The organism is Streptomyces sp. NPDC050485 (assembly GCF_044458185.1).
Classification (GTDB): domain Bacteria; phylum Actinomycetota; class Actinomycetes; order Streptomycetales; family Streptomycetaceae; genus Streptomyces.
Genome location: NZ_JBITHR010000023.1, coordinates 52,855 through 72,697 on the forward strand (window position 1 = coordinate 52,855; position 19,843 = coordinate 72,697).

Sequence of the window (19,843 nt, forward strand, 5' to 3'; positions counted from 1 at the left end):
CAGGACGAGCAGGGCTCGTAGGAGGCTGGTGGCGCGGGCGGGGTCGGTGCGGAGCTTGGTGGGGATGCGCCCGCCTGGACCACGGTCCTGGTCACGCCCCGATGGCGGACTCTGCCCTGGGACGACCTCCGATCGTACCAGTCGGGTGCCGAGCTAGGCTTCTGGACCACCCTCCAGGTTCAGCGAAGCGGCCTGTGTCTGTCGTGCTGGATGTGCGAGAGCGAGCCCGACATCCGGTTCTGCGACGGCGGCGACTGCCGCAACTTCGGTCGGCTCCTGGCGAGCCTCCTCCAGGAGACCTGACTGCGGTGTGCCGCGCGACCGGGCGCGGCGAGTGACTCTCACAAATGACCAGATGCGAGAGTTCTGAGAACAGCCTCCGAGCGGCCACATTTCCGCAGGTCGCCATTCGCAAAACCCCTGTCAAAACAAAGGTGTTCTGCGAAGCACTTCTGAGAGCTTGATCTCATGCAGCTGACACCCGATCAAGCCGCAAATGCGGTAGAACGCCACGACTGCCCCAAGTGCGAGGTCCCCGGCGGGAGTCCATGCCGCACCCGCGGCGGCAAGACCGCCACCAAGTACCACACCGCCCGCTTCATCCTCGTGCCCGCGCTCCGCGAAGAGCTCGAAGTCCTGGTGCCCGACGACCGCGGCCCGGGACGAACCTGGAAGCCGGGCCCGCCGGTCGAGGAGATGTCCTTCGCTCCGTCGGCCAGGCCCATCCGGATCGGGTACGCCCGCTGCTCGACCGCAACGCAGGAACTGCAGAGCCAGCTCGACGCACTCGCCCGCGCCGACTGCAAGAGCGTCTACTCCGAAAAGATCAGCACGAGGATCAAGACCCGGCCGGAGCTGGAGAAGGCCCTCAAGCTCGCGTACGACATCAAGGAGGCCGCTCCCGACCAAGAAGGTCATCCTCACCGTCCACGAACTCAAGCGCCTGGCGCGGAACGCGGCCGAGCTGATGACGCTCTCCGGCCAGCTCCAGGCGGCCGGCGTCCAGCTCGAACTCCTCACCGGCCCGCTCACCGGCATCCACGACCCCAACGGCATGGGCGCCATGTTCTTCGCCGTCCTCGCGGCCGCCGCACAGATCGAGCGCAACTACATCCGGGAGAAGACCCTCGAGGGCCAGGTGTCCGCGGCATCCAAGGGCAACCACGGCGGACGGCCCAAGGTCATCGACGACGACATGCTCGCCTTCGCCCAGGCCCTCAAGGACAAGGGCGTCCCCGTCCCCGAGATCGCCAAGAAGCTCACCATCAAGACCGGCAAGAACAAGGACCAACACCCCTCGGTCGCCTCGGTGTACCGAGCCCTCGCCGAAGCCGAACAGCGCGACGCCCCCGACGCCGAAGACCTGCCTGCGGCACCCGCGTGTACCCGCATCCGGCGCCCCAGCCAGCCCTCCACCGTGGAAGAAACCGACCTGCGCGAACGCATCATCGCCCAGCGGATCGACAATCCCGACCTTGAGCTCGACCCGTCCTGACCGGCCCCCCAGACAAGATCAACTGCTTAGCGTTAATGGCTGTACCGATGTTCCCCAACCCCGGAGACCAGCTGCACGACGCGTCGCCGGCGGGGAACAGACCCGCCCGCTGAAGTGCCCGGTGAAGGTGACCCATCTGCGACGGTTCGGCTGCCTGAAAAGCGGCCGGCAGCGGTGTCAGTGGCTTCCCGTAGGTGCGTCCAATGAGTTCTTCTCTGAGTGTCTACCTGCTCGATGTTGCTGCTACGCGTGCCCTGGTCGGATCCGGCAATGACCAGTTGCTGGAGGTGAAACGCAGCGACTTCGGGGGACGATCTGACCTTCGGGGACGATCCGGCCCGCGACGACGACCATCACAGCGACGAGATCGCGCAGGGTGCCCCCGCGGCGGTGTCTGTGCGAGGCGGTGGCCCGTGCCGCGTGCCGGGCCGATCCCGCGCTCGCGGCGGCGCTGGCCGCGCTCGGCTTCCGCTTCGCCCCGCGCTTGCGCGACCTGGCCGACCAGCGATTCTGGCGGGCCGACCTGCCCGACGGTGAGGCCCCGGCCACCAGGTACGGGCCGCTGGAAGCCGTGGCTTGCAACAGGGCCAACCTCAAGCGGATCACCAACGCACTGGCCGGACATGCTCCGGGTCGCCGGATCGCTCATCACCAACCAGGTCCGGGCCTACGACCTGCTGCGGAGGTTCGGCCGCGAAGGCCACCCCACCCCGCTGGGCGCCGCGTTCGCAGAGTACGGGCGCATCGACAAGACCATGCACCTGCTCGCCTTGGTCGACCGATGGAGGACACCTATCGCCGCCTGATGAACCGGCAGCTCACCATGCAGGAGTCCCACCGCCTGGCCCGCGCGATCTGCCGCAGCGGTCGGGGCCAGACCCGCCAGGCGTACCGCGAGGGCCAGGAGGACCAGCTCGCCGCCCTCGGCCTGGTCCTCAACGCGGTGGTGCTGCGACCCGGACGCGCCCGAGCTGGACGAGGACTATGAGGGCGAGGAGTGAGCACGAGGGTGCTGCTCGACGGCTACGCGATGCCCTCGATCTCGGCTCGCAGCTGGGCGGCGAGGGCCTGGGCCCCCTCCGCCTGGACTGCTGCCTCGGGGGCCGTTGTCGGCGTTGGCCTGGCTGAGCCAGGTCTCGCCGGCTGCTCGACCACCTCGGTGGGCAGGATCTGCGGCGGCTTCCGGTGGCCGGTCGGCCGGCGCCTGTTCGCGCTGCGCCGAGGCGAACGAACCGCGCGTGCGGGCTACTGGGCCCACTGGCATGAGGCGACGGGTGTCACTTCTCGGCCGTACCGAGGTCCCTGCTGATGGACTCCTGGTAGACGTCCGCATAGGTGCGTGAGTCCTTGACCAGGTCGTCGCAGAACGCGGCGACGTCGTTGCCGATGAGTTCCAAGACCCCCTTGCCCGCGGCGACGCCCTCCTCGAAGAAGTCGACGATCCCGGGGAGCAGGGGCCCGTCAGGCAGGTCGATGGGTCCGACCTTGAACAGGTACCTCTGCATCTCCTTGTAGACGATCTGGTAGTCCGGCGGGAGTGCCTTGACCCGAGCCATGTGTGCCCGCCACTGCTTCTTGCCCTCGATGATGTCCTGGATCCCCACGTCAGCCTCCCAGCTGGCTCAATTTCCTTGCGACGTTCCTGTTCAACTGCTCACGCCACCGGTCGCGATAGGTTCGAGCCCCTTCTCCACCGGCCAGCGCCGTGCAAAAGCCTCGGATGTCGTCGCCGAGCACCTCGTGGACGCTCTGCCCGTCCGCCGCTGTTTCTTCGAGCAGCCCCAGGGCGGCGTCGAGGATCGGCAGCAGGTTGCGGCCGGTGAAGCCCCCATGGGGAAAGAGGTGGCCCTTGATCTGTTCCCACGCCGCCCGGTAGTCGTCCGGCAGGGCCTCGGCCCGGGCTTCGAACGCCTTCCATTCCCTGGTGAGATCGCTGCCTGTGATGGTCTCCCAGAAGTTCATCTCCCACCCTCCTTGAGCCTGTCGATGCGTGATGAGACGTACTGCCATTTCGCCCAGAACTTCGCGAGTTCCTCGCGTCCGGCGTTGTTGAGCGCGTAGAACTTGCGCGGCGGACCGACCCCGGATGGTCGTTTCGTCACCTGGACGAGTTTGTTCCTCTCCAGTCGCAGCAAGATGGTGTACACGGTCCCCTCGATGACGTCGGCGAAGCCGAGCTCGTTCAGCTGACGAGTGATGGCGTACCCGTAGGTTTCCTCGCTGCCGATGATTTCGAGCACGCACCCTTCGAGCGTGCCCTTCAGCATCTCCGTCAGGTCGTCCATCAGGGTCCTCCTCAGCCCTAGCGGTACTGTGTAGCACCGAGTACCACTATACGGTATCACCGAGTAGTGGAGGATGTCAGCGTCTCCGGTGGGCGCGGACCCGGGACCGACCTGCGAGGACCCAGGCTCCGCAGCGGCGGCTACCTCATCGGCCCGGCTCCGTAGTCGGCGAGTGCTCGTACGTCATCACCGCAACGCCCCGATCCTCGACCTCCCCAGGTGGCTTGCCGGCCGGCTCGCACCTGTCGGCAAACGGTCGAATGGTGACAGGCGTCGCGGGCGTCCAATGAACTCGGACTTTTCGGGGCCCGTTGGCGGCGCGGATCCCATCAGATCCGTTGGTGACTGATGACAGGGTTTGGTGACAGATGGGGTCCGATCCTCCGTACGGAAAGGGGCCCCGGATGGCGAACCTGGTCTACAAGCGGGTCTCGACCGACCAGCAGTCAACTGCCCGGCAGAACCTCGTCCTGGCCGAGGCTGGGATCGAGGACCCCATCCCGTTCGAGGAGGAAGTCCGGCACCTCCAGCCGCGTCCACCCGCTCCAACGCCCGAAGTTCGGCGAACTGCCGGCGTACGCGCGGCTGGGCGACACCGTGCACATCTCCGAGATGTTCCGTCTCGTACGCGGCACCGGGCACATCCTCGATGTGCTCGACGTCCTGCACCGCGACCGGCTCGCCCTGCGCATCCATGAAGGCGCGTTCTCCGCGATGGGCCTCACCGCGTGCCACCCGCGCACCGGAGAGCTGCTGTCCACCGTGAAGTTCATGGTGCAGACCCTCGTCGCCACCGGTGAACTCCAGCGCGATCTCCAGCGGGAACTGACCTATCGACGGGCGGTAGGTCCTGGGGGAGGGAACCACCTTGGGTGACCATGGCGGGCTTTGCCGGGCAGAGGCCAACGCGGTTCAGGGAGCGGGGAGTTGTTGTGAGGGTTCAGTTTCGTGGGGACGGAGTCGAGCCGGGAGGCGAGTTACACGCGGGGGCGGTTGCTCGTCCGGCGTTGGCTGGTGGGGTTGTCGGGGACTGTGCTGAGAAGGTGATGACGGCCCGGCCGTGGTTCATGCCGGCGGTCTCGGGGGTGACCTGGCGGCTGGGTCTCGCGGAGGATCTGCCTGGTTCGGAGGGCGGGTGTCGGGTACGGGCCGGACGTTTTGGACGCCGGAGCTCGCGCAGAAAACCCCCTGGATCCTTGTGCTGCTGTCGCCCCTGAGTGCTTACCGAGTGCTGGGTGTGCCGCTGGACGAGCTCGCCGGCCAGGATGCGGATCTGAGCGACATCCACGGGCGCGCCGGCGACCATCCGCTGGAGGCTCTTCGGGAGGCGCCGCCGAGACACGACCGATTCAGGCTCGTACGGGACTACGTCACGGCCCGGGCCGCGCAGGGCTCGGAGCGCTCGGAGCGCTCGCCCGAGGTTGCTCAGGCCTGGCAGGGTTGGTCGATACCGGTGGGCGTATCGCGATCGCCGCTCTCGCGACCGAGGTCGGCTGAGCCAGCAGCATCTGGCGCGCAGGTTCCGGCAGCCGACAGGCCGTCCTCCCAAGGCGCTGGCGCGGTTGATCCGCTTCCGGGCGATACTGCACTGCCTGGAGGGTGGCCACCCGGTGCGGTGGGACCGGTTGGCTGCCGAGCACGGCTACGACGACCAGTCCCACCCGCACCGCGACTTCCACGAATTCGCAGCCACCACCCGGCCGGCTTCCTGGCCGGCCGTGTGCCGTGTGGATGCATGGCGGACTAGCGGTTTCATTCCTTCCAATACATCCCGTACATCCCGTCACCGTCCTCGTGGTTTCGTGGGCGTGCCCAGACCGGGCGCGCATCTACCTCTCCCCGATGGACTTCGAACAGCAGCACCACAGGAAAGCCAAACTCCAACTCCCGGCATGAACCCCTGTGTCCACACTCCGGGGTCACCTCACGTATCGGCCGGACGCACCGAAGCGAACCGCCCACGATCAGGGCTGCGGTGCACTGGTACGGCAGTCTTCGGCACAGTGGTGAAGCGCCAGGTTGCTCAGGTGGGTTCGGGGGCCCGTCGGGGGGTGCTGACGACCACGAGTCCGCCGATGACCGCCAGAGCCATCAGCACGGTGGCGAAGACCGTCGCCCCGTTCGTCAGCCCCACCGCGTCGCTGAGGTAGCCCGCGGACACCGGAAGCACACCGGCGGGTACGTAGCCGCCCACGTTAAGTGCCGCGTTCGCTTCGGCCAACCGCTCGGGCGGGACGATGGAGTTGAGCAGCGAGAGGCCGCCCAGCTGCCCCATGCCCTGCCCGGCCCCGGCCAGCAGCGCGGAGGCGATGAGCACGGGCACCGACGAGGTGTGCACGGCAACGACGAGGGTGGCCATGCTGAGGGTGGTGCTGACTGCTCCGGTGAGCAGGATGGTGCGCCGACGCAGCTTCTGGACGGCGAACTGCACGCCGGTGGCCGCGATGAACATGGCGAAGGCCATGACTCCCGCCACCACCCGGCTGGTGGTGCCGAGCAGTCCGGACAGGAGGGAGGGGCCCAGCGAGAGGACGAATGACGTGGCGGTGATGCCGGGGGCGAACACCGCGATTCCCAGGGCGAGTTGAATGCCGTTGCCCTGCGGCACACCGGGAACGCGCACCCAGGCGCCCTTCGGGGGAGCGACCGGCCGCCGTACCGGCATGCGCAGCACGGCGAGGACCGCGGTCGCGAGCAACACGATCTCCACGACGAAGACGGTGACGGTGGGGCCCGGGACGGTTTCGGACAGGACTCCCGCGAGGAGCGGGCCCAGGCCCGCGCCGAACACCATCGCGCATGAGGCCAGCAGTGCGGCGAGGCGCTTGCGGGCCTGCCCGGCCACGTCGGTCACGGCGGCCATGCCGGCCGAGACGACGGCGCCCACGGCGATGCCGGTGAACAGGCGGGCCACGATGAGCGCGGCCACCGACGACGCGGTCGCGAAGATCACGCAGGCGGCGACGGCGAGGCCGAGCGCCGGCAGGAGCACGGGCTTGCGGCCGAGCCGGTCGGAGACCACGCCCGAGACGAGCAGGGATCCGAGCAGGCCGACGATGTAGAACGCGAAGATCACCGTCAGGGTGCCCTTGGAGAAGCCGATGTCCCGCTGCCACAGCACATACAGCGGGGTCGCCGCGTTGGACAGGATGAACACCGCGGTGACCGGCCAGGCTGCCAGCCAGACCCACCAGGTGGGCGCCAGGGGGGTGGCTGCGGCGGCCACCGGACCCGAGCCCTGTGCCGCCTGCGGGCGCCGTGCTCCATTCGCCGCGTGTGCGGGCACCGTTCGACTTTCCGGCATGACCGTTTCCCTCCGTCGTGGTCAGTACGAGATAAGTCGAACCTAGCATGCTGTACGATAAAACTCGTACATAGGATTCGAGTCGTGAGGAGTTGCCTGTGTCGGCGACGACGCGATCAGTGACCGCCATCAAGGTGCTGCCGGAGCCCGCCGGGCTTCCACAGCCCCTCGCGGAACCGCCGGTCGAGGAGCTGCGGTTGGAGACGGTGCTCGGAGCGCTCAGCGACCCGCTGCGCCTGGGGATCGTGCGCAAACTCCTCATCGAGTCACAGGACTTCGACCACTCCTGCGGCTGGTTCGGCCTCGACCGGCCCAAGTCCTCGCTCACCCACCACTTCAAGGCCCTGCGCGAGGCGGGAATCACCAGGCAGCGCCAATACGGTCTTGAACGCCGCAGCCACGTGCGGGTCGACGACCTCAACGCGCGCTTCCCCGGCCTCCTCGACCTGGTCGCGGCCTGGACGCCGCCCTCGGAGTAGGTGGGCGGGTGCCATTGCCGGGGTCGACGGCTCCCGCTTCGGCCGGTCAGATACCGACCGTCTTCGTCGCCGCCCGGCACCCGTGGCACGCCATCGGTGAGCTGATGCTCGAAGTCGCCCCCGCCTGCATGGGTGACGATCAGGCGGCCGACCGCCTCGCTCTGCTCTGCAAGCAGGCGGCGAACCCCTCGAACGCGGTCTTGCGGCCCGCTGCTACGCCCTGTCCAGCGACCGCCGTGCCCTGTACGGCACCACCATCCTGTAAACGGCGCACTATCCGCTCAGATGCCTACAGAGTCCGGGACCCCATGTTGCTGCCCCACAGCCCCCGGGCGTGCGGGCAGCCTGCGCGGCAGGGGGCTGTGGGGCAGGGTCAGCGGTCGAAGGGGGTCAGAGCAGCTTCTGCGGGGCCTGGTACTGGTCGACGGGCACGACGCCGCACTCGGCCTTGAGAGTGCCGAGCGCGTGTCCGCCGATGCCCTCGCCCTCGGGCATCGGGGCCGCGCAGCGTCCGTCGACGTGGGCGAGCGGGGCACCGTAGCTGTTGATAAGGCCGCCCGAGTTGCCCGTGATGGCGGTGTCGCCGTTGCGGGTCACGAAGTCCGTGGCACCGTTACCGATCGCGGTCGGGCCCTGCGCGAGAGGGGCGGTGAGGACGCTCTGGAGCGTGTTGGTGGGGGTGTTCTGGGCCTGGGTGCCGGTGGTTTGTGCCGAGGCGGGCGCGGCGACGGCCATCGTTGCGGCGGTGGCGAAGGCCGCCCCGGCGAGAACCTGCTTGATCACGGTTGTGCTCCCAATCGGTGTATCAGCGAGGGTGACAGGCCCGCCCTGCGGGAAACCTGCCGCCCCTATGACTTGCTGTTCCTAGAACGAGAACCATTCAGAAAACGTCGCACATTGCACCCATTCGGGCCAGCAGCCGTGTACGTCTGGCATGGGGCATGAGGAAGGGTTTCTGGCCCGGAGAGTTCGGTCGTGTCCCACGACGTGTGTAGTGAACCGAAACGCTTGGGCTTCCTGTTCGCGAGGCCGTGACCTGCAGCGACGCTGCAACAGCCCGGGCAAACCAAGAGATTCCGATCAATAGGGGATCAGACGAGCCCCACTACTCGATGAAACACCGGCATCACGGCATGAATGTGCAGGTCCTGGCCCGGCCGGACGGCACCCCGATCTGGTACTCACGGGCCCTGCCCGGACGCCCACGACCTCACCGCGGCCCGCGCACATGGGGTGGTGCAGGCATGCTTGTCCCGGCAGATCCTCGTGCTCGCCGACCGCGCGTACCGGGGAGCCGACGCCATCGTTCGCACCCCCTGCTACAGCCGTGAAAGACGTACTGCTGGAGCGGGTGGGCGTTCACTGCATGGGCTTCGTCGGTCATGGCGAGGAGCTCGGTGACGCTGACCCTGTCGCCGCGGCCCGGGCCAGGAGCTCACTCGTCTCCTCGGGAGCGCACCTCTGCTCCGGCACGGCACTCCCGAGCAGCTCGACAAGATCGGTAGCCGAGGCTGCGGAGGTGACAGGCCGGCTGTCGAGCCCTTCAAGATGCCGATAGCGTGCCGGGCTGAACGGACAAGGACTTTGCGGTACATCCCGAAGTCCTCCCCGCCACACCGCCCGCGCATGCGCCTGCCTCGCTGAAGAGTCTCGATTACGCGGCGGTAGCTTCCCAGGTCACGCTGCCGATGACGATTACCCGGGCGCTGACCTGGCGGGGCGGTGACGTCACGGGGCGTCCAGGTCGGTGAACTCGGTGCGCTGGGTGCCGTGGACGAGGGTGAATCCGCCGGGAAGGAGGGCGCTCACTCCGGACAGGTCGGTGTTGAGCTGTCTTCAGATGGGAAGCCCGATTCCCGATCTGGCTGACGACGGGATGGGCATCGCGTGACCCTGTGCTTCGACCTCGGCGAAGGGAAGTCTCCATGTACCAGCAACCCTTCATCGCCCTCTGCGGCATTGCGCCCGGCACCGAAATCCGCTGCGACTACTCCTCCACCGCGTGGGAGAGCATCGCCGTGCCCAGCTGCTCCTGGGGGAGCACGCGCTGCCGCGGCGCCTCCCTCGGCTTCCGGCGCCTGACCGGCGAACAGGTAGCCGGCCTTCACGGATTCGTCGCCGAATCGGCGGCTCTCGTTCCCCTTGCCGCCGCGAATCCCGTTCCCCCTGCCGACAACACCGCACCAGGCTTTCCTCGTTCACCCCCGAGAGCTGGGCGGGCATCCGCCGGCCGGCCCGGTTGAGGAGGAGCTCGGCGTCCCACCGCGCCTCGCCGTTCGTATGCCGGGGGCGTTCCTCTGCTCCCACCACGGCAGAAGCGCCCCGCTGTCCATCCCGTACGAGGCAATGCCTGTCGCGCCGGAGCAGCGGGTAGACAGCCCTTATGTTGGGCCTCAACAGGCATACCCGGGGAGTTCCGTTGCCCGTATCCACGCTGCCGCTCAACCCCGTCCATGGCCCGCGCGGCTTGCCGCCGCTGGGCAACCTCCCCGCCTTCGGGAGGGATCCCCTGGGTTTCCTGACGCGTTTGCGCGATGACTTCGGCGACGCCGTGACCTGGTCCCTGGGCCCTCGACGCAGCCTGTTCATCTCCCACCCCCGGCACATCATGGAGCTGCTGGCGGCGCGGGAGGACACGTACGAGATCCTCGAAATCGGGTGGGCGTTCAAACAGATCGCGGGGCAGAGCGTCATTCGCAGCAAGGGCGGTGACTGGCGGCGCAAACGCTCTCTGGTCCAGCCCACCGTCCGGCCGCGCCAGGTCCGCTCGTACGCCGAGGTCATGGTCGACTCCGCCGGAGCGGCGGCCGACGGATGGCGCGACGGCGCACGGATCGACGTCCGCGAGGAGATGGCGCTCATCACCCAGCGGATCGTCCTGCGCACCCTGTTCGGCAGCGACCTCGGGGAGCAGACCACGGCACTGGGTGATGCGATGGAGGTGGCGGAGCACGCGGTGGGGGCGGAGCTTCGCGGCATTGGCCTCTTCCTGCCCGACTGGGTACGGACGCCGGCCCGGCGGCAGCTGCTCGCGGCCGTAGCCACCATCGACACCGAAGTGCACCGGCTCATCGGTGAGCGACGAGGCCCGACCCACGCCACCGAAGAGCGCGACGACTTGCTCAGCAGGCTCCTCGCAGCCCGCGACGAAGAGGGCCGTCCGCTCTCGTCCAAGGAGGTGCGCGATGAAGCAGTAACCCTCTGGGCCGCCGGCCACGAAACCACCTCCACGGCTCTGACCTGGGCCGTGTACCTGCTTTCCCGCGCACCGCAGGCTCGCGCGCGGCTCGAAGCCGAGCTGGAGGAGGTGCTGGCCGGCCGCCCGCCCGCCATCGACGACTACGAGCGCCTCACCTGGACCCAGCAGATTGTCAAAGAGGCGATGCGCCTCTACCCGCCCGTGTGGCTCATCCCCGCGGTCGCCCGCGAAGGCGCCACGCTGGGCGGGTTCCGCATCCCGGCCGGAACCATCGTCTGGTGCAGCCAGTGGACCACCCACCGAGATCCCCGCTGGTTTCCTCACCCCGATCAATTCCGCCCAGAACGCTGGGCGGCCGACGCTCCGGACGTGGTGCCCGACCACGCCTGGTACCCCTTCGGTGGCGGCCAGCGCACCTGCCTCGGTGCCCGGTTCGCCCAGGTCGAAGCCGCCCTGGTACTCGCCACCCTCGCCCAGCGCTTCCGCCTCGACCTGCCCGGCACCGAGGTGGCACCACGCGCCGCCCTGCTCCTGCAGCCCGCCACCCCACTCCGCGCGACCCTGCGCAGAAGGAACGCAGGGGAGCGCCCGCGCGACAACTAGGACCTGCCCGGCGGCTCTTGTCTGGGACGCGCGGCCCTGGAGGGGGTCACGCCGGCTGTGGGTGTCGGAGACATGGGGGGGCGGTGACGAGCACGGCCGGCAGCAGGCCGAGTGTGTCGCAGCTGAGGGGCGTTGGCGCGCCGCCGGAGGCTGCTCGCAGACACTCCGCAGTCCGCGTGTGAGACCCCAGCCCCGCCTTTTCTACGAGCTCGTCGCGGTCACAGTTGAATCAGCCGTATGCGGCGGTATCCCACTCGGCTCCCTGGGTGAGCTCGGAGAGCGCGGATGTGTCTTTGAGGCGCAGTGTCAGGGTTGCTGTGGGGGCGAGGGCTTCAGTGATGGGTCCCTTTCCGCGCCAGAGTTCCTGCCAGCTTTCGATGAAGCCGGCCTGCCACGCCTCTGGGGTGTTGTCAGGGGTGAGCCCACTGCCTCGCAGTTCGTCCTCGATGTACTGCTTGGCGGCGTCGTCGTCATAGGGGAAGTTGCGCTCATCACTGACGGTCACGGAGTCGATGGGCGCCTCGGCCTGGCCATCGGTGGGATGTGCGATCTGGCCCCGAGTCACGGTCGTGCTGCTGGTGGCCTCGGTGAGGAGCCGGTAGGCGAAAGACAGGGATGTGGGGAGGGCGCCCGCGTCCGGGTGAATGGCGCGCAGCTGGAGGCTGAGGGTGGGAGGCTGCTGTGACAGCCCGGTGATCCGAACACGCCACAACGTGGACATGCCTTGCTCCTTCCGTCGTTCCGTGCGGCGTCAGATGGTGATCATGCCGGTGGCGAGGGCATTGCTGAGCGCCAACACAGCCGTGTTGGGGAGGCGTTCCGCCACCTTGACGCTGCCGCTGCTCTGAGCGGCCCGGGGGAGGCGGGCGCTGGGGCGTGGGATGATGAACGACATCTCCTGGAATACCTGGTAAACGGACTCCACCGCGCCATAGCCCCCGAATTTGTCGTTGAGCCGTTCAAATTCCTGCTTGTTAGCACCGCCCAGTGACTGGACGAATGCCAGGTCGTCGGCGGTCCATCGATACCCGGGAGCACGGTCCTGCAGGTCTTGCGGCGTGAGAGCGGTGGCTGCAACGGCGACACCCGTGTCGGTTGGCTGCGGGTCCTGGAGGCCGAAGATGGTGCCGTTGTGGTGGGTGTTCCACGTGCCGGTGGTCGCGTCGTACGTGAAATGGTAGACGGCCAGGCGGGTTGGGAAATTCGGAGCTGCTAGCCGCTGGCGCATTGAGACGGTGGCGGGGGCGGGGGTGTTGTACTCCAGCTCGACGCCGAAGAAGACCTGGTGGCCTGCTTGGGCGATACGTGCGTCATCGACGTGTTGCTTGAGCAGTACTTCGACCTGCTGGTGATAGTTGGAGTTGTCCCGCTTGGATGCCGGGACCAGGTTATTGGCATCCCCCCTTCCGCCGGCTTCCTCGTTCACGAGATGGAAGCGGATCCACCAGTTCGTCAGGCCGAGAGCGCGGATGTAGTCGTATCCGGGCGGATCGGCCAGAGGCAGAGTTCCCCTAAGGGAACCGTCGGTTCGCATCATCGCCGCCTCCACCCGACCGTTAGGTCCCTGCACCGAGTGGAAGCCGATCCCAGGCTGGTTGTTCGGCGACAGCGCACGCTGCACCGCCACACCGTCCTGCGTTGCTGTCCTGTCCGGTGTGGCCCAGGCTTCGGCACGTTGAACGTCTACTGACCCGCTCATGACCCGGGTCGCGTTGGCCTCCGCCTCCCGCTCATAGCGATCCGACGGATCAGAGATCTTCAGACCCGATCCGTTGTCCGCTCCCGAGACGGGCCCCTGCCGCTGCTGAATCACGTGGGTGAGTTCGTGGGCGAGAGTGTGTTTGTCGTTGCCGCCGTCGCCGATGACGACGTGGTTGCCGGAGGTATAGGCGCGGGCGCCGACTTCGGCGGCGGAGGCTTTGGCGGCGCTGTCGTTGTGGATGCGGACGTCGGAGAAGTCGGCGCCCAGGCGGCTCTCCATGTCGGTGCGGGTACCGGCGTCCAGAGGGCGGCCACCGCTGCGCAGGACATCGTGGACGGCGGAGCGCTGCACCGCGGGCTGCTCGGTGCTCCGGTGGCCGCACCCGGCCCCGTGCTGGTGCCGCTCCTGGGCCGGGGAATGTCCCGCCTGACGGAGCATCTGGACGACGGCGGCATTGCCCGCGCTGCTCTGGAGGGCGAGGACCCGCTGCGGGGACACGCCACCGCCATCCCGGGCCGGGGTCTGCGCGGGCGCGCGTTCCGGGGTCCGGGTGGAGCCGGTTCCGTTGTGGGCAGGGGTTGATTCGCGGGGGCGCATCGGGGCCTTTCAGGGCTGGCGGGGACAACCCTTCCTGAATACGCGACGCCTCACCCGCGCGGCCAGGTACCGGAGGGCAGAGGTCGGCGACTGATCGGGCAGCCGGACACGGACCCGGCCGCCCAGGCCCCGACGGCGCGGGCGATTTCCCCAGTCGCTCCCTCAGTGTCTTCCGGTCCCCACTTGGCCTACCCCTTGCTCGACCCGGCGTCAGCCCCGCGATGAAGTGCCGCTGCAGCAACAGGAATTCGAGCAGCGTCGTGTCGCTGACCGCCTGCCGCGTCCAACTCCCCGAGGATAAACGCCCCTTGTCGTCGGTGGACGTCTATGACCAGCTTCGACCGCTCCCGCAGCGCGGTGGCGGCGGATCCGGGTGTCGTCGTTCGGGTTCTCCATGAGCACGGTCTGCTTCAAGGTGGCGGCGGGTCCCGACCTGATTGCTGTGGCACTCGATGGCGTATTCGTCGGGGATGGTGATGTGGGCGAGTTCCTTGCCGGTCGTGTCGTCGACCGAGTAGATGTCGGAGATCTTGACGCCGGAGCCCTCGCCGGGATGGCCGCCGCCGACCAGGGGCTTGGTGGACAGTACGTGGACGTCCCTCAGCGCCGAGGACACCTTGTACGTGGACATGGTTCACCGGCGGCGTGGTGGGCATCGGCGGAATGGCCGGACCGAATGCCCCAGGAGACGGCCCGAACCCCTGCGGAGCACTGCGGTGGTTAGCTCATGACGTACGTACCTCAGCAGAAGGGGAGTTGGCGGTGGACAGCGGGGGTTCAGGACGTCACGTCGTTGATGATGTGGCGACGATCCACATCGCCCACAGCAGAGGGAGCGCGGCGGCCAGGGAACTGACGCGCCGCAGTACGGGTGTTCCGGGGACGAGTTGCTGGCCGGGCTGTCCGGGGATGGGCGCGGGCAGTTTGTTGATGTGGGCGAGTGTGATGCGGTTGATGACGAGGGTGCCCGGGGTGAACAGGACCAGTGACAGGGGCGACCACCAGCCCTGCCACACCGTCCTGCTGGTCATCTAGCGGTAGATCGCGAGGCCGCATGGCCGGCAGAACGGCCCGTCCACGCGCGAGAACCGCATCCACATCAGCACGCCCTGATGTCCTCGGAACGTCGCGAAGGCGGCCGGAAGCGCACCGCAGAGTCGGCAGGTGAGAGGCGGTGCCACCAAGGCAGGCATCAGCGGAGCGGCCCCGGGTACGGGCGGTCCGAAGGAGCCGGGCTGCGGCGCCATCTGGTGGGGGACAGGGTGGGACGGGAATCCCTGTGGGGGCGGGGTGGTCACGGTATGCGTTCCTCGGTCGGTGGGGACGGGCTCCGGCTGTGTCAACAGGCCGGTCCGGACGTGCGGTTGGAGATCTGAGGACCATGGGCCGCCAGGGTCTCCACCAGCAACATGTGTCGAATGACTGGACGACGGGGCGGTGACACACCTGCTGGGGCGCCGGGGGATGGCCTGGCCTGGGCATCGAGGTCGTACTCGGTCGGCGCCTCACGCAGGTCCAGCCCACGGTGTGCACGTGGCGAGCGGCACCGCGCGCATCCCGGCGTAGCGGCCGGGCGAAGGCGAACAGCAGACGGCAAGCCGGCACACTCCCTCCACCTATGTTGTTTGCGTTCAGGACCGGGCGATCGACCCGGACGTGCAGCGGACGTCCGCCGCGCACCGCACCTACGTGCATGAGTGGCAGACGGGCCACTCCCCGTTCGCCGGTCGGCCCCACCTCATCGTGGAACTCGTGCAGGAACTGCTTGCCACCCTGATGCCCCCGCGGGAGAAGTGAAGGGATCACACCGCCCGACGTTGTTGACCAGTACATCGATCCCGTCGAAGCGCTCCAGGGCCGCGTCGACGTCAGTTGACTCGGCCGAGCGGGACCAGCCCGCTTTCCCGCTGCTGCCTAATGAGCTCCTCGATGTGACCTCGCCTTATTTCTGGCGACGGCCTGTCCGATGGGGGCTTAAGATCTCCAGGTTCGGCCGGGGGGTCGAGTCATGAGTTCTTTTCTTGGGGGGCGACACCGTGGGTGTCATCGTGGGTGGAATCATTGCCGTGCTGCTCGCCGTACTGGCGTGGTGGCTGATCAGTACGTACAACCGGCTGGTCCGGCTGCGGAACCAGACGCAGGCGTCCTGGGCGCAGATCGACGTCCAGTTGAAGCGGCGGCATGAGTTGATACCGAACCTCGTCGAGGGTGCGCGTGGGTATGCCGTGCATGAGCGGTCCACGCTCGAAGCCGTCGTCGCCGCACGGAGCGCTGCCGCCGGCGGCGACCTCGGGGTCATGGACAAGGCCGCCGCGGAGGATGCGCTGACCGCGTCCCTGGGCAAGCTGATCGCGCTGGGCGAGAGCTATCCGCAGCTGAAGGCGGACCGGCATTTCGCCACACTTCAGGACGAGCTGACCGCCGCGGAAGACAAGATCGCTTACGCGCGGCAGTTCTACAACAGCGCCGTACAGAGCTACCACAGTGCTCTGGAGAGCTTTCCGGGCAATGTGGTGGCCAATCTGGGCGTCGCTCACGCGCGTAGGGAGTACTTCGAGGCCGGGGCTGCTCCTCAGGACGCGGTGCAGGTGAGATTCGCGTGACGTTCCAAGCAGAGCTGTACTGGGGCGGCGCCGGGCTGATCGGTCTGTGGCTCGCGGCATTCGGGCTGGCTCTGGCGGCCACGCGCAACGGCACCGTGGAAGCCGGTCCCGCCACGCAGGAGTTCGGGCCGGAGCCGGAATCCCCCGCCGTCGTCGCGTTGCTGGCCAACCGATGGCGGTCCGTCGACCGTGCCGCCGCGGCCACCCTCTTGGACCTAGCAGCCCGCGGTCTCATCGAAGTGCGCCAGCCCGACGCCGACCCGGCACGCAGCACGGTGCACGTCACCGGAAAGGACGCGGAAGACCTCACTCCGTACGAGCGGCGCGTTCTCGCCCGTGTCGTCGAACGGGCCGGTGAGACGGGTGCCCCGATCGGGGCCATCGCCTTCCGTGCTGAAGAGCGCGCGAAATCCTGGAACAGCGCACTGCGCCAGGAGATTGTCGCTGAGGCACGGCTGCGCGGGCTGTCCCGCGCACGGTTCGCACCGCTGCTCGTCGGCGCGCTGTTCGTGACCCTCTTCGGCCCCGGCGCGCTGTTCACGGTGGCCGCCGTCTCCGGCGGACACGGCATCCGCGGCGCCCTGGTGGTCGGGGCCCTCCCGGCGATCGCGCTGATGTGGCTGCTGGCAAGGGTGCTGGGTGAGCGGGCGACCCCGCGCGGGCTCGAACGCGCCGGGCACTGGGCCGGAGTCCAGGCCTGGCTGCACGCCCACGAGGAGTTCGCGCAGCTGCCACCGGCGGCCGTCACCGTGTGGGACCGCTATCTCGGTTACGGCAGCGCCCTCGGCGTCACCAGCCGTGCCGGGCGCCTGCTCGGCTTCGACGCGGGTGACAAGCGCCAGGTCTGGTCGTCCTACGGCGGCACCTGGCGGCCGGTGAAGATCCGCTATCCGCGGCTGCGCCCGGGCTTCGGAGCCACTACGTCCCGGCTGTTTCAACTGGCCTGCGCCGCAGGCGTGGTGACGGTGGGCCTGTGGCTCTTCGCGGTGCTGCGCCAGCCGGAGTGGGCCGTCATCAGCGGCCCCGATGCGGCACATTCGCTGCGCCGCCCGGGGCTGTTGCTCAGCGCCGGCTGGGTGGGCACCGCCCTGCTCGGCCTGGCTGTGGCCGGGCGCTTCAGCCGCTGGACCCTGTTCGTGGCATTCCTCGCGATGATGCCCGGCAACTTCGCCGGTTCCCACGACTGGCTCGACCACGCCATGGACGGGCCACTGCTGGGCGAGACGGCCGTGATCGTCGGCTTCGGCGCGCTGACCGTGTACTACCTGACCCTCGCCGTCCTGGCGCGGCGCGCTCCGCACACGGTCACCGGTGAGGTGCTCCGCATGGAACCGCGCAGGCGCGGGACGGCGCCACGCTTCCTCGCGCTGGACACGGGTGAAGGGGACCGCACCATCGCCTGGGCGCTGCCGCCCGGCGTACCGGACGTTGTGCCAGGCAGCGTGGTGCGCCTCGCGGTGTCACCGGCGACGCGGGCGGTGCGCTCGGCAGCTGTGGTCACCAACTGATCGACGCCGCAGCGTCGACACCGCCCGCCGCCGATCGCATGGACACCCATGTGCGCTCGCTGAATTGAGGCTGCTCTCATAGGGGGCGGGGCAGTGGTGGGCACGACGAGTCGCAGTCGCTACGCCGGCCGACCCGGACAGTTGGCCGCGCTCGACTGACGGCGGCCCCGCAGGGATGAGGGCCGGTGCGGCGCGACCGCACCGGCCTCCGCGAACCGCCGCCTCGCGGTGTCAGGCTGCGCGGAATTCCCGCTCGGCCCGCTGCCGCAGCTGCTTCTTGTCCGGCTTGCCGACGTCGGTCAGCGGCAGCGCGTCGACGAACGTGATGTCGGCCGGCTCGTACATCGCACCGCGCTCCTCGCGCACCAGGTCGCGCAGCTGCTGCCCGTCGATTCCGCTGCCGGGCAGGGGGACCACGGCGGCGTGCACCCGCTCCATGTTGTCGGCGTCACGGATCCCGAAGACGGCGCTCTGCAGGACCTGCGGATGGGAGTTGAGCAGGTCCTCCAGCTCGGTGGTGTACACATGGCCGCCGACCACGACGATCATGTCCTTGAGCCGGTCGACGACGGTCAAGTAGCCATCGTCGTCGAGGAATCCGATGTCCCCGGTGTGCAGCCAGCCGTCCCGCAGCACCTCGGCGGTCAGCTCGGGCTGCTTCCAGTATTCCTTCATGAGCATGGCGGAGCGTACGCAGATCTCGCCGTGTTCACCCGCCTGCAGGTCGCGGCCAGTCTCGTTGCGGATCACCACCTCCACCTGGGGCAGCACCTTTCCCGCGGAGCGCAGCCGGTCCGGGCGCTGCGGGTCGTGATCCTCGGGGGTGAGCAGGCTGATGCCGCCGGCCTCGTTCTGGCCGTAGAACTGGACCAGTACGGGGCCGAAGCGCCGTATGGCATCGGCTATGCGGGCGGGCGAGGACTGGCAGCCCCCATACGAGATGCTGCGCAGCGTGGAGGTGTCGCGCACGGACGAGTCCGGGTGGTCCATCAGCTGGTACAGCAGCGGCGGCAGCAGGAAGAGGTGACTGATGCGCTCGCGCTCGACGGCGTCGAGAACGGCGGCGGGGTCGAACTCCTCCAGCAGGACGACGCAGCCGCCACCGCGGAGGACGGAGTCGGCGATCATTCCTGCGGCGTGCGCGAGGGTGGTGCACACCAGCAGCCGGGGCGCCTGCTCGTCGGGGTCCGCCGTCGCTCCGCGGAACGCCTGCACCTGCTCGTGGGTGGTGCAGATGCCCTTGGGATGGCCGGTGGTGCCTCCCGTGTGACGGATGGTGCACACGTCCCCCGGCTGCGCCGGGCTGGGCAGAGGCTCGGCCGACTGCCCGGCCGCCAGGTCCAGCAGGTCCGTGCCCACCTTCGCCGGACCGAGCACGAGGACGGCCGGCACCGGGGCCGACTCGGTGATCTCGATCGCCCGTTCCACGTAACGGGGATCGACGATCAGGGCGCGGGTCTCGACATCGCGGACGATGGCGGCCTGGGACTCGGCCGCAAGCTTGTTGTAGAGGTGGTTGACCCGGCAGCCGATCAGATTGGCCGCATAGCGCGCGGCGATGGTCTCGGGCAGGTTGCCGCACAGCAGGGTGACGGTCTGCCCGCGGTCGATGCCCTGGGCGCGCAGCGCCCGCGCCATCCTATGGACGAGATCACGGAACTCACCTGCGGTGACCCGCCGTTCCTGGTGTACAAGGACTTCGCGCCCTGGGTCACCCTCCAGTGCGTCGAGGTTTTCCACCACGTACGTGCGGAAAGCCTGGGTGTCTGATGACATGTCGGATTCCTCCTGAGGGCCGCGTGTTGGTCACGCGCTCCAGCGATGCAGCCTTGATGTATGGTTGCCAAAGGCAACTAAAACCAGCGTAGCGCCTTTTGATCAACATCTCCAAGCCGGGTGGATTCAGCAGATGGCCTGCGGTGTTCTGTCGGTGGTGGTTCGCCGTGGCGATGTCGGGGTGGGTGTCCCGAGTGCGCCTGAACCCCACGGTGCCGATCGATGACATCGTGCAAGGTGTGCAACGTGATGAACCGGGGTTGACGGACGGCTCCAGCCGGGCCGCGTGCCG

Annotated in this window: 16 protein-coding genes and 6 pseudogenes; 11 read left to right on the plus strand and 11 right to left on the minus strand. The window is 68.5% G+C overall.

Going from position 1 to position 19,843, the window contains the following annotated elements:
- Positions 1–696: 696 nt before the first annotated feature.
- From ACIBK6_RS33530 to ACIBK6_RS33540, 3 genes and pseudogenes are all read left to right on the plus strand, one after another.
- A pseudogene (locus tag ACIBK6_RS33530) lies at positions 697–819 on the plus strand (hypothetical protein); the annotation flags it as partial.
- A gap of 148 nt (positions 820–967) precedes the next feature.
- Entirely contained in the window at positions 968–1,495 is a 528-nt protein-coding gene (locus tag ACIBK6_RS33535) for a recombinase family protein (RefSeq protein ID WP_399055738.1), read from the plus strand.
- 400 nt (positions 1,496–1,895) lie between these two features.
- A pseudogene (locus tag ACIBK6_RS33540) lies at positions 1,896–2,447 on the plus strand (Tn3 family transposase); the annotation flags it as partial.
- A 325-nt stretch (positions 2,448–2,772) separates the two neighbouring features.
- Here ACIBK6_RS33540 and ACIBK6_RS33545 read toward each other — a convergent pair.
- From ACIBK6_RS33545 to ACIBK6_RS33560, 4 genes are all read right to left on the minus strand, one after another.
- A complete protein-coding gene (locus ACIBK6_RS33545) occupies positions 2,773–3,099 on the minus strand; it encodes a DUF1048 domain-containing protein (RefSeq protein ID WP_399055739.1) in 327 nt (108 codons plus the stop codon).
- A gap of 1 nt (position 3,100) precedes the next feature.
- Positions 3,101–3,457: a DUF1048 domain-containing protein gene (locus ACIBK6_RS33550; protein ID WP_399055742.1), complete on the minus strand. Its 357-nt coding sequence runs from the start codon at positions 3,455–3,457 to the stop codon at positions 3,101–3,103.
- On the minus strand, positions 3,454–3,780 hold the full coding sequence (locus tag ACIBK6_RS33555) for a PadR family transcriptional regulator (RefSeq protein ID WP_399055744.1): 327 nt from the start codon (positions 3,778–3,780) through the stop codon (positions 3,454–3,456). The genes ACIBK6_RS33550 and ACIBK6_RS33555 overlap by 4 nt, the downstream gene beginning before the upstream one ends.
- A gap of 446 nt (positions 3,781–4,226) precedes the next feature.
- The gene (locus ACIBK6_RS33560; RefSeq protein WP_399055846.1) at positions 4,227–4,376 is read right to left on the minus strand and encodes a hypothetical protein; all 150 of its coding nucleotides are present in this window, start codon (positions 4,374–4,376) and stop codon (positions 4,227–4,229) included.
- Between ACIBK6_RS33560 and ACIBK6_RS33565 the strand changes: the two genes are divergently transcribed.
- Together ACIBK6_RS33565 and ACIBK6_RS33570 are read left to right on the plus strand one after the other, a co-directional pair.
- Positions 4,348–4,656 carry a hypothetical protein gene (locus ACIBK6_RS33565; protein ID WP_399055842.1) on the plus strand — a complete coding sequence of 103 codons (309 nt, stop codon included), beginning with the start codon at positions 4,348–4,350 and terminating at the stop codon, positions 4,654–4,656. The two genes, ACIBK6_RS33560 and ACIBK6_RS33565, sit on opposite strands and share 29 nt — an antisense overlap.
- 545 nt (positions 4,657–5,201) lie before the next feature.
- Positions 5,202–5,462: pseudogene (locus ACIBK6_RS33570) on the plus strand (helix-turn-helix domain-containing protein); the annotation flags it as partial.
- Positions 5,463–5,803: 341 nt separating this feature from the next.
- Here the strand turns inward: ACIBK6_RS33570 and ACIBK6_RS33575 are convergent.
- Positions 5,804–7,084: an MFS transporter gene (locus ACIBK6_RS33575; protein ID WP_399055746.1), complete on the minus strand. Its 1,281-nt coding sequence runs from the start codon at positions 7,082–7,084 to the stop codon at positions 5,804–5,806.
- A 98-nt stretch (positions 7,085–7,182) separates the two neighbouring features.
- Between ACIBK6_RS33575 and ACIBK6_RS33580 the strand changes: the two genes are divergently transcribed.
- Complete coding sequence (locus ACIBK6_RS33580) at positions 7,183–7,563, plus strand: ArsR/SmtB family transcription factor (RefSeq protein ID WP_399055748.1); 381 nt, start codon at positions 7,183–7,185, stop codon at positions 7,561–7,563.
- A 390-nt stretch (positions 7,564–7,953) separates the two neighbouring features.
- On the opposite strand, the gene ACIBK6_RS33585 is transcribed toward ACIBK6_RS33580, so the two are convergent.
- Complete coding sequence (locus ACIBK6_RS33585) at positions 7,954–8,346, minus strand: hypothetical protein (protein ID WP_399055750.1); 393 nt, start codon at positions 8,344–8,346, stop codon at positions 7,954–7,956.
- Between the two features lie 305 nt (positions 8,347–8,651).
- Between ACIBK6_RS33585 and ACIBK6_RS33590 the strand changes: the two are divergent.
- Together ACIBK6_RS33590 and ACIBK6_RS33595 are read left to right on the plus strand one after the other, a co-directional pair.
- Positions 8,652–8,886, plus strand: a pseudogene (locus ACIBK6_RS33590) (transposase family protein); the annotation flags it as partial.
- Between the two features lie 1,060 nt (positions 8,887–9,946).
- Entirely contained in the window at positions 9,947–11,365 is a 1,419-nt protein-coding gene (locus tag ACIBK6_RS33595) for a cytochrome P450 (RefSeq protein WP_399055752.1), read from the plus strand.
- A gap of 229 nt (positions 11,366–11,594) precedes the next feature.
- Here the strand turns inward: ACIBK6_RS33595 and ACIBK6_RS33600 are convergent, their stop codons facing one another.
- From ACIBK6_RS33600 to ACIBK6_RS33615, 4 genes and pseudogenes are all read right to left on the minus strand, one after another.
- Complete coding sequence (locus tag ACIBK6_RS33600) at positions 11,595–12,086, minus strand: hypothetical protein (protein WP_399055754.1); 492 nt, start codon at positions 12,084–12,086, stop codon at positions 11,595–11,597.
- Positions 12,087–13,004: 918 nt separating this feature from the next.
- Positions 13,005–13,664 (minus strand): annotated as a pseudogene (locus tag ACIBK6_RS33605) (DUF4157 domain-containing protein); the annotation flags it as partial.
- Positions 13,665–13,989: 325 nt separating this feature from the next.
- Positions 13,990–14,295: a hypothetical protein gene (locus ACIBK6_RS33610; RefSeq protein WP_399055756.1), complete on the minus strand. Its 306-nt coding sequence runs from the start codon at positions 14,293–14,295 to the stop codon at positions 13,990–13,992.
- 154 nt (positions 14,296–14,449) lie between these two features.
- Positions 14,450–14,695, minus strand: coding sequence for a hypothetical protein (locus ACIBK6_RS33615; protein WP_399055758.1), 246 nt, complete (start codon positions 14,693–14,695; stop codon positions 14,450–14,452).
- A 568-nt stretch (positions 14,696–15,263) separates the two neighbouring features.
- Here ACIBK6_RS33615 and ACIBK6_RS33620 point away from each other — a divergent pair.
- The 3 genes and pseudogenes from ACIBK6_RS33620 to ACIBK6_RS33630 all read left to right on the plus strand — a co-directional run.
- Positions 15,264–15,461 (plus strand): annotated as a pseudogene (locus ACIBK6_RS33620) (alpha/beta hydrolase); the annotation flags it as partial.
- A gap of 251 nt (positions 15,462–15,712) precedes the next feature.
- On the plus strand, positions 15,713–16,267 hold the full coding sequence (locus tag ACIBK6_RS33625) for a LemA family protein (RefSeq protein WP_399055760.1): 555 nt from the start codon (positions 15,713–15,715) through the stop codon (positions 16,265–16,267).
- Entirely contained in the window at positions 16,264–17,775 is a 1,512-nt protein-coding gene (locus tag ACIBK6_RS33630; protein WP_399055762.1) for a DUF2207 family protein, read from the plus strand. The genes ACIBK6_RS33625 and ACIBK6_RS33630 overlap by 4 nt, the downstream gene beginning before the upstream one ends.
- Positions 17,776–18,006: 231 nt before the next feature.
- Here ACIBK6_RS33630 and ACIBK6_RS33635 read toward each other — a convergent pair whose 3' ends face one another.
- Positions 18,007–19,551: an AMP-binding protein gene (locus ACIBK6_RS33635; RefSeq protein WP_399055764.1), complete on the minus strand. Its 1,545-nt coding sequence runs from the start codon at positions 19,549–19,551 to the stop codon at positions 18,007–18,009.
- Positions 19,552–19,843 lie beyond the last annotated feature (292 nt).

Coding starts and splice junctions, on each gene's coding strand:
- ACIBK6_RS33535 (WP_399055738.1), top strand. CDS start 968: ATGACGCTCTCCGGCCAGCTCCAGGCGGCCGGCGTCCAGCTCGAACTC.
- ACIBK6_RS33550 (WP_399055742.1), bottom strand. CDS start 3,457: ATGAACTTCTGGGAGACCATCACAGGCAGCGATCTCACCAGGGAATGG.
- ACIBK6_RS33555 (WP_399055744.1), bottom strand. CDS start 3,780: ATGGACGACCTGACGGAGATGCTGAAGGGCACGCTCGAAGGGTGCGTG.
- ACIBK6_RS33575 (WP_399055746.1), bottom strand. CDS start 7,084: ATGCCGGAAAGTCGAACGGTGCCCGCACACGCGGCGAATGGAGCACGG.
- ACIBK6_RS33595 (WP_399055752.1), top strand. CDS start 9,947: ATGTTGGGCCTCAACAGGCATACCCGGGGAGTTCCGTTGCCCGTATCC.
- ACIBK6_RS33600 (WP_399055754.1), bottom strand. CDS start 12,086: ATGTCCACGTTGTGGCGTGTTCGGATCACCGGGCTGTCACAGCAGCCT.
- ACIBK6_RS33610 (WP_399055756.1), bottom strand. CDS start 14,295: ATGTCCACGTACAAGGTGTCCTCGGCGCTGAGGGACGTCCACGTACTG.
- ACIBK6_RS33615 (WP_399055758.1), bottom strand. CDS start 14,695: ATGACCAGCAGGACGGTGTGGCAGGGCTGGTGGTCGCCCCTGTCACTG.
- ACIBK6_RS33635 (WP_399055764.1), bottom strand. CDS start 19,551: ATGTCATCAGACACCCAGGCTTTCCGCACGTACGTGGTGGAAAACCTC.